Annotated in this window: 11 protein-coding genes; 5 read left to right on the forward strand and 6 right to left on the reverse strand. The window is 42.0% G+C overall.

The window, feature by feature from the left end:
• Nucleotides 1-41: 41 nt before the first annotated feature.
• A complete protein-coding gene (locus tag BMX50_RS00735; RefSeq protein WP_091206260.1) occupies nucleotides 42-494 on the reverse strand; it encodes a c-type cytochrome in 453 nt (150 codons plus the stop codon).
• A 2-nt stretch (nucleotides 495-496) separates the two neighbouring features.
• On the reverse strand, nucleotides 497-1804 hold the full coding sequence (locus tag BMX50_RS00740; RefSeq protein WP_244280795.1) for a PQQ-dependent sugar dehydrogenase: 1308 nt from the start codon (nucleotides 1802-1804) through the stop codon (nucleotides 497-499).
• 276 nt (nucleotides 1805-2080) lie between these two features.
• Between BMX50_RS00740 and BMX50_RS00745 the strand changes: the two genes are divergently transcribed.
• The 3 genes from BMX50_RS00745 to BMX50_RS00755 all read left to right on the forward strand — a co-directional run bounded on the left by BMX50_RS00745 (nucleotide 2081) and on the right by BMX50_RS00755 (nucleotide 5433).
• Entirely contained in the window at nucleotides 2081-2905 is an 825-nt protein-coding gene (locus tag BMX50_RS00745; protein WP_091206263.1) for a hypothetical protein, read from the forward strand.
• Between the two features lie 192 nt (nucleotides 2906-3097).
• Nucleotides 3098-4111 carry a LacI family DNA-binding transcriptional regulator gene (locus tag BMX50_RS00750; protein WP_091208500.1) on the forward strand — a complete coding sequence of 338 codons (1014 nt, stop codon included), beginning with the start codon at nucleotides 3098-3100 and terminating at the stop codon, nucleotides 4109-4111.
• Nucleotides 4112-4152: 41 nt separating this feature from the next.
• Nucleotides 4153-5433 carry a serine hydrolase domain-containing protein gene (locus tag BMX50_RS00755; RefSeq protein WP_091206266.1) on the forward strand — a complete coding sequence of 427 codons (1281 nt, stop codon included), beginning with the start codon at nucleotides 4153-4155 and terminating at the stop codon, nucleotides 5431-5433.
• Here BMX50_RS00755 and BMX50_RS00760 read toward each other — a convergent pair whose 3' ends face one another.
• The 4 genes from BMX50_RS00760 to BMX50_RS00775 form a co-directional block, all read right to left on the reverse strand.
• Nucleotides 5434-6120, reverse strand: coding sequence for an arylesterase (locus tag BMX50_RS00760; RefSeq protein WP_091206268.1), 687 nt, complete (start codon nucleotides 6118-6120; stop codon nucleotides 5434-5436).
• Nucleotides 6121-6140: 20 nt separating this feature from the next.
• Nucleotides 6141-8699: an ABC transporter permease gene (locus tag BMX50_RS00765; protein WP_208864617.1), complete on the reverse strand. Its 2559-nt coding sequence runs from the start codon at nucleotides 8697-8699 to the stop codon at nucleotides 6141-6143.
• A 4-nt stretch (nucleotides 8700-8703) separates the two neighbouring features.
• Complete coding sequence (locus BMX50_RS00770; RefSeq protein ID WP_091208505.1) at nucleotides 8704-9393, reverse strand: ABC transporter ATP-binding protein; 690 nt, start codon at nucleotides 9391-9393, stop codon at nucleotides 8704-8706.
• A gap of 144 nt (nucleotides 9394-9537) precedes the next feature.
• Nucleotides 9538-10170, reverse strand: a complete 633-nt coding sequence (locus BMX50_RS00775; protein WP_091206271.1) for a MarR family winged helix-turn-helix transcriptional regulator — start codon at nucleotides 10168-10170, stop codon at nucleotides 9538-9540.
• 244 nt (nucleotides 10171-10414) lie between these two features.
• On the opposite strand from BMX50_RS00775, the gene BMX50_RS00780 reads away from it, so the two are divergent.
• Both BMX50_RS00780 and BMX50_RS00785 read left to right on the forward strand, forming a co-directional pair.
• The gene (locus BMX50_RS00780; RefSeq protein WP_091206273.1) at nucleotides 10415-12169 is read left to right on the forward strand and encodes an ABC transporter ATP-binding protein; all 1755 of its coding nucleotides are present in this window, start codon (nucleotides 10415-10417) and stop codon (nucleotides 12167-12169) included.
• A 34-nt stretch (nucleotides 12170-12203) separates the two neighbouring features.
• Nucleotides 12204-13964, forward strand: a complete 1761-nt coding sequence (locus BMX50_RS00785; protein WP_091206276.1) for an ABC transporter ATP-binding protein — start codon at nucleotides 12204-12206, stop codon at nucleotides 13962-13964.
• Nucleotides 13965-14084: the final 120 nt, after the last annotated feature.

A 14084-nucleotide genomic window follows, 5' to 3' on the forward strand; every position in this document is an offset into this window, starting at 1 on the left:
AAGACTTACGAAGTTTCCAAAACTTCGTAAGTCTGATTCTGCTATTTTTTATTAGTAGCCCTTGTAGCTTTTACCTGCGCAATAGTAACAGCGCTTGCCTTGTTGCCAAAGCTGTTGCGTACAAAGGTAAGCACATCGGCAATTTCCTGATCTTTCATAAAATCATGCGCGGCCATGGTGTTTGAGTAGGTTTCGCCGTTTATCTCTACATCTTCGTCAAAACCGTTGAGTACTATTTTGATAAGCTTGCTTTTATCGCCTAAAACATAGGTGGTTTTAACCAATGGTGGGTTCATATGCGGTACACCCAAACCATCTGCCTGATGACAAGCTACACAATATTGAGTGAAGAGTGCCTGACCTCGGGTTATGGATGCTTTTAAGCCGGCGGCAGGTTTCCTGCCTGCCGGCTTTTTATGTTTTGTTTGTGCTTGTAAGGCAACGCTTGTAAATAAGATTATGAATAATAGCAGAAGGGCTTTTTTAAAGTCCATTGTTATTTTTTATAGGTGATTTTGTAAATATTTCCAGCTACATCATCGGTAACATAAAGCGAACCATCTGGGCCTTGCGCCAAACCGCATGGACGATGCGCTGCTGCACCTGAAGCTGTATTAGCAGCAGAGCCTGAAAAGCCATCAGCAAAAACTTCCCACTGGCCGTCTGGCTTGCCATCTTTAAACGGTTGAAATACTACAAAATAGCCAGCTTGTGGCTCCGGTGCGCGATTCCATGAACCGTGAAAAGCAATGAAGGCGCCGTTTTTATATTTTGCCGGGAACTGATCGCCGGTGTAAAATAACAAACCGTTAGGGGCAAGGTGTCCAGGATAGGCAGCGGCCGGATCGATAGCATCTTTTCCGCCTTCAATTTTACCATCGCCGCCGTATTCAGGCATCAGCATTTTTTTGTGCTGTTCCTGGTCATAATACATATAGGGCCAGCCTGCGTTGTCACCTTTTTTAAGGGCGTACATACATTCGGCAGGTAATATAGCCGATTGTTTGGCTGTGAAATATTGAGGATAAAATTCGTAAAGCTGGTCACGGCCATGTTGCATCACAAAAAGCTGGTTGTTTTGCTGGTTCCAGGTGATACCTACAACATTGCGCAGGCCGGTGGCATAACGCAGGCCGTCGCCATAATGCTGGTTGAGCTTATCTGCTTTAAACTGCCAGATGCCGCCTGCAGAATCCAGGATAGGACAACCTTTTTGACCGGGTGAACCTTTTTTACGGTCTTGAACCTGGCAGGCGTTTGAATAGGCGCCGATATTAACGTAGAGGTTGCCATCGTTATCAAGTGTTATTGCTTTAGCTTCGTGCTCATGACGGCTGATCAAACCTGTAACAATTTTTTCAGGTTGATCAGGATTGATAATTTCGCTTTTATCGTTCAGCTTGTAGCGAAAAACTTCTTCGTCAGATGAAGCATACAGATAGCCATTCTTGATGGACATGCCCGTGCCGCTGTAAGCGCCAAAGCTGTTTTTAACTGAAGCTTTGCCACCTTCTTCATGCAGCATTAATATGCCTTTGCTGTTTTTAACGTTGGTGAGCTTTACATAAATATCGCCTTGCGGAGTGATAGCAATATGGCGGGTACCACCAAGTTTCTCGGCAATAATACTGGCGCTAAAGCCTTCGGGAGTTTTAAGACCTGCGTTTTCTGTTGTCGAAGCAGGGGTAGATGTACTGTCTGCAGCTTTCTTTGAATCATTGTTGCCTTTACAGGCTGTAAAAAACATAAAGCCTCCCACAGCAACTATGGGTAGTATGGAATGTAATAATTTGCGGTTTTTCATGGTAATTGATTAAAGGTTATCAAATTAAGTAAATATACCTATAATCCTAAAATCTGTTTTGTAGTATTAAAGTGAGACTTTCATTTTTATTGCGATCGGCCAGGCTAATAAAATTTGGCAGCAATAGATTGCCTTGGCTTTGTTTCGAAATAAAGTTTGGTTAAAGCCGCTCTAAATAAAAGATAGTACTAATCAACTAATGTTTTAACACATAAAGTAATATCTGGTTAAACCATTGCTGATAGATATCGTCCTAACTATATAAAATTTACAATTATGAAAAAGTTAGTCATATTATCAGCAATAGCAGCCGGAAGCTTATTTATCAGCAAAGCCAACGCTCAGGTATCTATACAATTTGGTATTAATATCCCTGCTCATCGCGTTTATGTACCGGCTCCTCCGCCACCTGTGGTTCAAGAAGAACCTGTTTATGATGATAACGACAACGTAAACGTTAGTGACGATGATGATTACTACTATTTGCCAGAAGTTGAAGCTTACTATAATGTAGGCGCAGGATGCTATTATTACAATGATGGCAGCCGTTGGGTAAGCTGCGCTTACCTACCCGGCGCGTACAGGGATTATAACTGGCGTACTGGTGTACGTTATGAAGTAAGGGCTCCGCGTCCGTACCTGCATCACGACTTTTACAGGCAAAGATGGGGTGGCTACATGGGCGACCGTGGTAACTGGGGCCACCGTTTTGACAGAAGGCCTATGAATGGTTACGCTTATCGTCAAGGCTGGGGAGGCGACCGTGGCAGCTGGGGTAGAAGGCCTAATCCATACGATAACCGTGGCGACTGGGGTAATGGCAGAGATAACAGGGATAATCACAACTGGGGCAACGGTAACCGTGACAACCGCGGAGGTTGGGGTAATGGCCAACAACCTAACAACGGAAACCACGATAATCATGGCGGCTGGGGCAACGGCCATCAACAAAATAACGGCAACAATGACAATCATGGCGATCACGACAACCGCGGCAATTGGGGCGGCCGACCATCAAATGATGGCGGTCATGACAGAGGTAACGGTGGAGAACGTTTTACTCAAAACAGAGACTCCGGCAGGGGCATGCGCAGATTTTAATATTCTAACTCCCTATATATTAACTGAAAGGTCGCCTGTTAGGGGCGATCTTTTTTTGTTTTAAAACTTATTTAGATTTTGGAACTTATCCGGCGGTAATTAAATTAATAAGCAAAATAAACCGTTTATTATCTACTAAACCTGTTTAGCATTACCATTTATATTATATATTTGGTTTTAAATACTAAATCCTTGAAGAAGAAATTATCTATAGTTGACATTGCCAATAGTCTGAATATTTCTAAAACCACTGTGTCTTTTATCCTTAACGGGCGGGCACAGGAAAAACGCATCAGCGATGAACTTGTAAAACGCGTATTGCAATATGTAAAGGAGGTAGGTTACAAACCTAACTCATTAGCCAAGAGCTTGCGGACAGGTAAATCAAATATCATAGGCTTATTGGTACAGGATATTTCTAATCACTTTTTTGCTACTATAGCCCGTCGGATTGAAGATTTGGCTTATCAAAGCGGCTACAAGATCATCTACAGCAGTACTGATAACGATACTCAAAAAACTCAGGAACTGATTGCTATGTTTCGTGACAGGCATGTTGATGGTTATATTATTACCCCTCCGGATAATATTGAAGAAGATATCAGCGATTTGATCAAAGATGGCTTTCCGGTTGTGCTTTTTGACCGTTATCTGCCTAAAGTGGCAACGGATTATGTTGTGGTTGATAACCTGTTCAGCACTTTTAATGCTACACAATATTTAATAGATAAAGGGCATAAAAATATTGCTTTTATAACCTATAGTTCTATCCAAACCCAAATGATGGAAAGGTTAGAAGGTTATGAAAAAGCTATGCGCCAAAGTAAATTGAAGTCCAACATAACTGAGGTTGATTTCCATACAACAGATCAGGCCCTCCTTAAATTAATGGCGGATTTTCTTGAAAACAACAAAAATGTGGACGCTATTTTGTTTGCCAATAATCATTTGGGAAAATGCGGGCTGAAGGCTATCCGAAAAGCAGGAAAAAGTGTGCCCGGAGATATCGCTTTGATTGCTTTTGATGATTATGAGCTTTTTGAACTGTACACTCCGGCAGTTACCGCTATAGCCCAGCCCATTGACGAAATAGCTGATAACGTGATCAAGCTGCTGATGGAAAGGCTTAATGCCACTGCCTCCGAACAAAAAAATCAACACATAACATTGGCTACAGAATTAATTATCAGGGATTCATCAAACTAAAATAGCTATTTTGCATCACCAATAAACCAGGACCTTGCGTGATGAAAAGAACCTTTACTTTCTTATTATTTGTAGCATTTGTTGCCAATGCCTTTGCGCAAGGCACCGTTTTAAAAACTGCCGACCCAATTTCGGCAAGGTTTTCGCCGGATAGGTTAAAACGGATAGATGCCATGATCGAGCAAAATATCGACTCGGGATATGTAAAAGGTGTGGTGGGCTTTATAGCCCGCGATGGAAAAATAGTTTATAATAAATCATTTGGCCTGGCGGATGAAGAGCAAAAGCGGCTAATGAGTACCGATGCCATTTTTCGTATAGCCTCGCAAACAAAAGCTATTACGAGTGTGGCCGTGATGATGCTTTTTGAGGAGGGCAAGTTTTTACTGGACGATCCAATCTCCAAATATCTGCCCACCTTCGCGCATCCTACAGTGGTTGATCAGTTTAATGATAAGGATAGCACATATACCACCATTCCCGCAAAGCGTGAAATTACTATTCGTGATCTGCTAACCCATACTTCGGGTATCGAATATGCGCAGATCGGTTCTCCAAAAATGAAGGCTATTTATGCTAAGGCAGGTATTCCTGCTGGTTTTGTAGCTGATAAGATCCTGCTGGCCGACGTTATGACCAAATTGGGCAAACTACCCTTGCTGCACCAACCTGGCGAACGATGGACTTACGGAATGAATATTGATGTGTTGGGTTACCTTGTAGAAAAAATATCCGGCAAAAGTCTTGATCAGTTTTTCAAAGAGCGGATCTTTATCCCGCTGGGCATGAACGATACTTATTTTTATATCCCTGCCTCAAAGCAAAACCGTTTGGTTACTGCTTATACCTTTGATCAAAGTGGCCGCATCACCAATTGGAGCAAATCTACATTTCCTGCGTTTGATGTGAATTATCCCAAGGCCAATGGTACATACTTTGCCGGTGGCGCAGGCCTAAGTTCAACTATAAAAGATTACGCCACTTTTTTACAAATGATGCTTAACGGCGGCGTGTATAACGGGCAACGTTTACTGGCCCGCCATACCGTCGATCTGATGACAATGAACCAAATTGGCGATCTGTATATTAATCCCGATAAAGATAAATTTGGTTTGGGCTTTGGCCTCACCTCGCAAAACAGTTCGGCCAAACTCGGTATCAGTGAAGAATCCTTTGCCTGGGGCGGTTTTTACGGAACGTTGTACTGGGTTGATCCTAAAGAGCACCTTGTTTGCCTGTTATTTGTACAAAACTGGCCCTTTCCTCACAACCAGATCCAGGATAAATTCAGAGCTATGGTGTACCAGGCTTTGAATGATTGATCATTTCAATTCGTCTTTCAGAACCGCCCAAACATTATCGGCTACAATTTTTGCACCCTGGGCAGTAGGGTGGATGCCATCGCCCTGGTTGAGTGATGGTATGCCCGCTACATCCTTTAACAGAAAGGGTACCAGTGCCATATTGTTCTTCTTAGCTAAATCGGGGAATACGGTTTTAAATTTACCGGTATAATCGGCCCCCATGTTGGGTGGCACCTGCATGCCTAATAAAACAAGTTTAGCATCGGGGTATTTAGCTTTAACTTTATCAACTATAGATTGCAGGTTCTTCGCTGTTTCATTCACGGGGATGCCACGAAGTCCGTCGTTGGCGCCGAGTTCAAGTACAAACACATCTATTTTTTGCTTTAACAGCCAGTTAATGCGCCCGTTACCGCCTGCGGTAGTTTCGCCGCTCAAGCCTGCATTTATTACTTTGTAAGGCAGTTTCAGCGAATCAACCATGTGGCTGATCACTCCCGGGAAAGCATCTGCCGGGTCATCGAGCCCGTACCCTGCGGTAAGGCTATCGCCAAAAAATAAAACTATTTTCTTTGATGCCGAGTCGGTTTTTGCCACTTCGGTAGTAGCCTGGGCCTGGTCATTATTTGGTGATTTAGCGCTGTTGCCGCAGCCCGCCATAATAAGGGCTGCAAGCAGGATCCCGCTTAAAGTAACTTTGTTCATATCAGATAAATACAATGCGTTTATGCGTTTGTTCTTAAAATCTCCAACGGTGGTTTGTTTAACACTCCACGGCTGTTCAGCAAACCGATAACAACGGTTAGCAAGCTGACTATCAAAAATAATACAAGAGCAGGTAAAACATTAACGCTGTATGATATTTCGAAACTATATTTTGCAAGGAAATAAGTGCCAGCAAATGCAATCAGGATGCCCGTCAATGCCGACAAACTCCCTAAAAACCAATATTCCAACGCAGTGATAGTGAATATTTGCTTACGACTTGCGCCAAGGGTACGCAATAAGACACTCTCCTGGATACGCTGATATTTGCTGATACGTACCGAAGCTATGAGCACTACAATACCTGTAATGATACTGAATGCACTCATGAAACGGATAACGTAGCTGATCTTACTCAGCAATTCATCAACAACACTTAAAATCAAACCCAGATCGATTATGGAAACATTAGGATAGGCCTTCACTATAACCTGCTGAAAAGCTGCAGACACTTTGTTTGAAGGCACATGTGTCATCAATACATGAAATTGCGGTGCATCTTCAAGTACTCCTTTAGGGAAAACTACCTGGAAATTGGTTTGCACTTTACCCCAGTTAACCTTGCGGATACTGGCAACATAGGCCGGCATCTGCACGCCCTGTGCATTAAATACTATCTTATCGCCAATTTTAAGATTGCCCCGTTTAGACAGGTTTTCTTCAACAGATACTGGGATTTCTTTTGAAGGATCGGCCTTGCCAATCCATTTGCCATCCAATAGTTTTTCTGACGACGTTAGCGAATCCCTGAATGTTACCCGGTACTCCCAGGCAAACACGCCATGCTGTATTTTAATAGTAGTGTCTTTTGTAAGATCTGCAGCGGTTTTACCGTTGATCTGTTCAATACGCATCGTAACAATAGGTACCTGCTGTAATACAGGAAGTCCCTGCTGTTTGGTTAATTGAACAACCCCTTTTTCCTGGCTGCTCTGGATATCAAACAGGATCATGTTTGATTGATTGCCGCTGGTTGAAAGGTTAACCTGCTGTACCAATAATGTTTGCACGAAATATAATGTACAAATAAACATGGTGCTTAAGCCGATAGATACAATAAGGATAATGGTTTGATTATTGGGACGATACAAATTCGCAAATCCCTGTCGCCATAAGTAGTTCCATGAACCTTTTACTATAGCTTTTGTGATGCGCATTAACAGCCAGGCTGTTGCGGTTAGTATCATGAAGGCAATCAGGATTCCTAACGTAAACAGTATACTTCCCACCACGCTGTCCAACTGCAAATAAGTAAAAGCTATTACAAAGATCAGTATCAGCAAATACACGAGCCAACGCAAAGGATCGCGCCTGTTGCCGCTTTCATCAAACGAAATACGAAGTGTATTGAGTGGCGAAATATTTCGAACAGAGATTAAAGGTAGCAGCGCAAATAGAATAGAGATAATCACGCCCAGCAAAATGCCCTGGCCAATAGCCATCCATGATATTTGTACCGAAATAGTAAACGGTAAAAAGTCTTTAAATACAAGGGGCAATAAATGTTGAACAGCTGTACCCAATATAGCCCCGGTAACCGAACCGATAATCCCGATACCGACAATTTGTATCAGGTAAATCAAAAATGCTTCGGATGATTTAACACCCAGGCAGCGCATGATAGCAATGGATGCAATTTTTTCTTTTACATAAATATGGATAGCACTGGCTACCCCAACGCAGCCCAATAGTAAGGCAACAAAGCCTACTAATGATAAAAATCGGCTTAAATCGCCAAAGGCGCGGCCAGTGTTATCTTTTTTTGTTTCGATAGTTTCAAAACGCATGCCGGCCTTGTCAAGCATTGGGTCGATCTTTTTGCCAAGCTTATCCGCATTAACCGACGAATTAAACTTGTAATAAAAGCTGTAATTAACGCGGCTGCCTATTTTTACAAGCCCGGTTTGCTCCAGGTACTGCATTGGGATATAAACCACAGGGGCAATACCAGCCATTACGCCGCTTTGGCCGGGTGCCTTATTCAGGATGCCGGCTATCTGAAAATTGAGATTGCCAACTTTTACGGAATCGCCTACCTTGGCATCGAACTGTAGCATCAGGGTTTTATCAACGAGTGCCATTCTGCCTTTTTTAAAGGTAAGCCCGGCAGCCTCTGGTGTGGTTTCTAATGTGCCATAGTAGGGGAAGCCTCCCTGCAATGCCCTGATCTGCACCAGCCGCGTTCCTTTGGTACGGGGGAAATAAAGCATAGATGCAAAGCTTCGTTCCTGCGAACGTTGATCGCCTAATGAATCGAGCATGTGTTTTAACTTATCGTCGACAGGTTTGTTGCCGGAAATAGATAAGTCGGCGCCAATCAGCGTAGCAGCCTGGTCGTTCACATCATTTTGTACATTGTATTTGAAAGAATAAATAGCTACCAGCGCAGCAATCCCAAATACGATGGCCGATATAAAAAGGAACAGCCTTGACCGGTTGCGCCGGCTATCGCGCCAAGCCATCCGAAACAGCCAGGGGATATTTATTTTTCTTTTGAAATCAATCGCAGTATTATCCATTAGCTTATCCGTTAATGGTTTTTTCGTCTGAAATCAGTTTACCGCCCTTGATCCTGATGATGCGTTGTGTTTTGGCTGCCAGCTCAAGATCATGGGTCACCACTATAAGTGTAGTACCCGCTTCTTTATTCAAGTCGAAAATAAGTTTGATCACCTTATCGCTGGTTTCTGCATCCAGGTTTCCTGTAGGTTCATCTGCAAAAAGGATTCGGGGGGCATTTGAAAAAGCACGTGCTAATGATACACGTTGCTGTTCACCACCCGAAAGTTGGAGTGGATAGTGATGACCACGTTCTGACAAGCCCACTTTATCTAAAAGATCCAAAGCCCTTGCCCGAATGTTTTTTTCGCCCCTGAGCTCGAGTGGCACCATCACATTTTCGAGTGCTGTAAGCGTTGGTAATAACTGGAAATTTTGAAATATAAATCCCACGTGCTGATTGCGTACCTGCGCACGCTGATCTTCGGTAAGTTTGTTGAGGGTGATGCCGTTGAGCTCAACAGCGCCCGAGGTTGAGCGGTCGAGCCCGGCGCAAAGTCCAAGTAAGGTAGTTTTTCCGCTACCTGATGGCCCAACTATGGCATTGGTTGAACCGACTGCTACCGAAAAATTTATTTGATCGAGTACTGTAAGCGTGCGACCTGCGCTTTGGTATGTTTTACTTAAATTGGAGATGTTGAGGATATTGTCCACAGATATTTTTTTATGGTATAGATACAAAAAAGCCAGGGTTGTTACCAAGCCCGGCCATTGATTATTCAAGTATTATGCCATCTTTACTTTTAGCTGACATTGAGTTTAATACTGGTTAAAAGTTAATGTAAGCCAGTTTAAAAACTAAGCTTTATCAGTCATGATATGCTCATACATCTGATCGAACGGTTTGTTTTTTAGTTCGATAGCCGTCGATGAATTTCGTTGTTCGCAGTATTTGAGCATTTCGTAGCAATCTATTAAAATATCATCGTCGATACCTTTAAATGTCATCTCAACCACTTTACCCGATACCTTGTAATATTCATCCAGTGCTGCAAGTCCTTTTTGGTTTACCTTAATCAATTTAGCCCGTTTGTCATCCGGTGACACGCGTTCATCTATTTTGTGTTCACGGATGAGCCGGTTGATGACTTCCATGCCGGTAGTTGTTTCGGCAAACATATAATTGATCAGGTCACTTTTCCTTACCTCGCCAAGATGCAATAAGCCGTTTAGGTAATAAAAGCTTTCGGCAGGAGGGATGCCAATATAATTTACCGCCGACCGGAAATACAGCGAATAAGCACTTAATATACGGCCAATGGTTTTAAGTAAATAAGCACCATTCATGATCCGTTCGCCTTTTTTACCAGCTTGTTTGGGCTTAGGACGCTGCTTTTGCAGATAATAACGGCAAAATGCTTCTACACTGGGTTGATCGCTCACTTCTTCAAAAGCAGTCCATTCCTCAACTAATTGCACTATTGGTTTCATTTATTACAATTTGGATGTAAAATTAAATATTTATTTCCAAATAGTTTTAATTGTTTCCAAATAGAAATATATTTGTTGAACTGTATCGAAATTGAAGTATTTGGAAAATAAGAAAAGCTTGCAGTCTGGTTCTGATTTATTTCGATAATTTTAAGTTGAATAAAAATGTTTTTCTGGCTCAGTCGTCAACCACAATAAAGGCTCAATTGAGATCCGCAAAAAAGAATTATAAATCAAAGATCATATGCAACCTGATCCTACAAAAAAAACAAACGGTAAGCCACCTGGTGTATTTAGCTTACTGAAACCATATAAGGGCCTTGTGGCGCTATTGCTGCTATTTGCTTTACTTGGCAATGCCATGAACCTTTGGCTTCCTAAAATTATAGCTAACGGTATTGATGCCTATTCCAATCATCATTTTGTGATAAGTGAGGTAATGGCCAAATTCCTGACCGCTACATTAGTGGTGTTTTTATTTGCAGGTTTACAGGCTGTTGTTCAGATATTTGCATCTGAAAAGGTAGCGCGAGACCTTAGGCAGCAACTGGCAGACAAAATATCCCGCCAAACCCATGCTTTTATCGAACAGGCAAATCCATCAAAACTACTAACCAACCTTACATCAGATATAGATTCTATTAAGTTATTTGTATCGCAGGCACTGGTTTCTATTGTATCATCTTTGTTTATCATTATTGGTTGCAGTGTTATGCTGCTAACCATTAACTGGAAACTTGCCTTGGTGGTAATCACCATTATTCCTATCATAGGAGGCACCTTCTTCTATGTTTTAAAAAATGTGCGTACATTGTTTATGAAAAGCCGGGGCGTCATTGATCAGCTTAATAAGGTTATTAACGAGAGTATACTTGGCTCGGCGCTTATCAGGGTGATTAACTCACAACAATTGGAATATAATAAATTCCTGGCTGCCAATACCGAAGCTAAAGATTACGGCCTGAGAATCCTTGGTTTTTTCGCTGGCCTTATCCCCATTGTAACGTTCACAGCTAATATGGCGGCGTTTACTATTTTGGTGATGGGCGGACATTTCGTGATCAGCGGCAGCATGAGCCTTGGTAGTTTCGCTGCTTTTAACAGCTACCTTTCATTATTGATATTCCCGATCTTTATTTTGGGCTTTATGAGCAATCTGATAGCACAGGCTTCAGCTTCATTTACCCGCATAAGTATTGTTTTGAATGCGCCGGATGTTACGGATGGTGGTCCATTAAAGGAAACTTTACATGGCGATGTTGAACTCAGGAATGTTACCATAACTTATGGTCAAAAGTCGGCGCTGAAAGACGTTACGTTCAATGTTAAAGCGGGTTCAAAGATTGCTATCATCGGGCCGACATCGGCCGGTAAAACGCAATTGCTGTACCTGCTCACGGGGTTAATCCCTGCCACCAGTGGCGAAGTGTTGTTTGATGGTAAAGCGCTTGCAGAATATGATAGCGAAACCTTTCACCGGCAAGTAGGATTTGTTTTTCAGGATAGTATCATCTTTAACATGAGCATCCGTGAAAATATCGCTTTCAGTGATACTGTAACCGATGAATCACTTCAAAAGGCTATTGAAACAGCCGAGTTAAGTACATTTATAGATAACCTGCCAGATAAGCTGAGCACCGTTGTTTCTGAACGGGGATCAAGTCTTTCGGGTGGTCAAAAACAGCGTATTATGCTCGCCCGGGCGCTCGCTGTTAATCCAAAGATTTTGTTGCTTGATGATTTTACGGCAAGGGTTGATAACAGCACGGAGCAGAAGATCCTGGCCAATATTCAAAAAAATTATCCGGGTTTAACACTGATTTCGGTGACCCAGAAAATAGCGTCTGTTGAACACTACGACCAGATCATTTTGTTAATGCAAGGTGAAATTGTAGCCAGCGGAATTCATGACGACCTGATGAAAACCAGTCCGGATTATGTGCAAATCTTTAATTCGCAGCAAAGTACCAGCAATTACGAACAAGGTGTTAACCATTAAACATTGCGTTAGCAACTGAAAAATATTCATCACAATGAACTACGATCTTAACCAATTAGGTAAAAATCAACAGAAAACATCTACGCTTGCGGGGTTAAAAAAGCTGCTACAGCTAATTGCCCATGAAAAGCGTACGCTCATTATAGCTTTTTTTGCCATCCTTCTTAACTCAACACTTAACCTGCTGGGGCCGCTTATTATAGGCCATACAATAGACAAATATGTGCAACACAAGGACTTTAACGGTGTTTTACATAACGCTGCTATTCTATTTTGCATGTACCTGTTAGCTTTGTTTACCAGTTATAAGCAAACTACGCTGATGGGAGGGGTTGGGCAAAGGATGTTGTTTACCTTGCGTAATTCTATCTTTAATAAGTTACAACAGTTACCTGTTGCTTTCTTTAACCAAAACAAAGCCGGCGACCTGATATCGAGGGTAAACAATGATACTGACAAGCTTAACCAGTTTTTCTCTCAGTCATTGATGCAGTTTATTGGTAATATATCTATCATGATTGGTGCCGGTATATTTTTACTGGCTATTAATATTGAGTTGGGGGCTGCTGCTTTGTGCCCTGCATTGGTGATCCTCTTTTTAACGCTGACGTTATCGTCATGGATAAAGGGAAAAAATGCGGCTAACTTGAAAAGCACAGGTGCCCTAAGTGGAGAGATACAGGAAAGTTTAAACAACTTCAAGGTAATCATTGCCTTTAACAGACGCGATTATTTCCGTAAGCGTTTTAATATCGCTAATGATCAAAACTATAAAACAGCTATTGGATCTGGCCTTGCTAACAATGTGTTTGTACCGGTTTATGGTTTATTTGCCAGCATAGCTCAACTTATTGTACTATCGTTTGGCATATACCTCATAAGTAAGGGTTTGTTTTCTGTTGGTTTACTGGTGAGCTACTTATCATACGCTACTAACTTTTATAACCCCTTAAGACAGTTGGCCGCTTTATGGACAAATTTCCAGCTGGCCATGGCAGGTTGGGACAGGATTTCGCAGATTTTATCCCTCGAAACTGACCTGCCGATAATTCAAGCTGGTATTGACGAGCCGGAAGCTGCCTTGCTGGAGTTTAGGCACGTACATTTTAGCTATGACGAAAGCAGGGAGATACTCCATAATATCTGCTTTAAATTGGAACGCGGCAAAACCTATGCTTTGGTTGGCCCCACAGGCGGCGGTAAAACAACAACAGCTTCATTAATAGCTCGTTTATATGACCCAACTAAAGGTTTGGTATTGCTTGGAGGAAAAGATATCCGCAGCTTTACAGCAGAAGAGCGAAGCCAAAAGATAGGGTTTATTTTGCAGGAGCCATTTTTGTTTACAGGTACGGTAAGGGATAATATTCTATATGGTAACGAACTTTTTAAAGATCATACCAACGAGGAAATGGAACAGGTGATCAGGGATGCAAACCTGGGCAGCTTGCTGGCAATTTTTGAAGAGGGGCTGGATACCAAAGTTTTATCTGGTGGAGATAGCATCAGTTTAGGTCAAAAGCAGCTTATTGCGTTCATGCGCGCAGTGTTACGAAACCCGGAGATACTGATATTAGATGAAGCTACTGCCAATATCGATACCATTACTGAGAAGCTGCTAAGCGATATTTTGGATAACCTGCCAAAAACTACTACCAGGGTAATCATAGCACACCGTTTGAATACGATTGAGAATGCTGATGAAATATTTTTTGTGAACTCAGGCGAGGTGATCAGAGCAGGGTCATTTGACGATGCTATGGATCTGTTGCTGCAAGGTAAAAGGGTTAGTTGAGATATCTGAAAACTGCCCCGTTTTCGTTAGCGCATGATAAATCCTTTTAATTTAGGTTAATAAAATACTATTGTATAAAATAGTTGTCCGATTAACACTAAATAATTGCTAAATTATTTT

The organism is Mucilaginibacter gossypiicola, from assembly GCF_900110105.1.
GTDB classification, from domain to species: domain Bacteria; phylum Bacteroidota; class Bacteroidia; order Sphingobacteriales; family Sphingobacteriaceae; genus Mucilaginibacter; species Mucilaginibacter gossypiicola.

Excerpts from the sequence above, each read along its gene's own strand:
- BMX50_RS00780 (WP_091206273.1), top strand. The coding sequence starts at position 10,415 with ATGCAACCTGATCCTACAAAAAAAACAAACGGTAAGCCACCTGGTGTA.
- BMX50_RS00740 (WP_244280795.1), bottom strand. The coding sequence starts at position 1,804 with ATGAAAAACCGCAAATTATTACATTCCATACTACCCATAGTTGCTGTG.
- BMX50_RS00775 (WP_091206271.1), bottom strand. The coding sequence starts at position 10,170 with ATGAAACCAATAGTGCAATTAGTTGAGGAATGGACTGCTTTTGAAGAA.
- BMX50_RS00735 (WP_091206260.1), bottom strand. The coding sequence starts at position 494 with ATGGACTTTAAAAAAGCCCTTCTGCTATTATTCATAATCTTATTTACA.
- BMX50_RS00745 (WP_091206263.1), top strand. The coding sequence starts at position 2,081 with ATGAAAAAGTTAGTCATATTATCAGCAATAGCAGCCGGAAGCTTATTT.
- BMX50_RS00755 (WP_091206266.1), top strand. The coding sequence starts at position 4,153 with ATGAAAAGAACCTTTACTTTCTTATTATTTGTAGCATTTGTTGCCAAT.
- BMX50_RS00760 (WP_091206268.1), bottom strand. The coding sequence starts at position 6,120 with ATGAACAAAGTTACTTTAAGCGGGATCCTGCTTGCAGCCCTTATTATG.
- BMX50_RS00785 (WP_091206276.1), top strand. The coding sequence starts at position 12,204 with ATGAACTACGATCTTAACCAATTAGGTAAAAATCAACAGAAAACATCT.
- BMX50_RS00765 (WP_208864617.1), bottom strand. The coding sequence starts at position 8,699 with ATGGATAATACTGCGATTGATTTCAAAAGAAAAATAAATATCCCCTGG.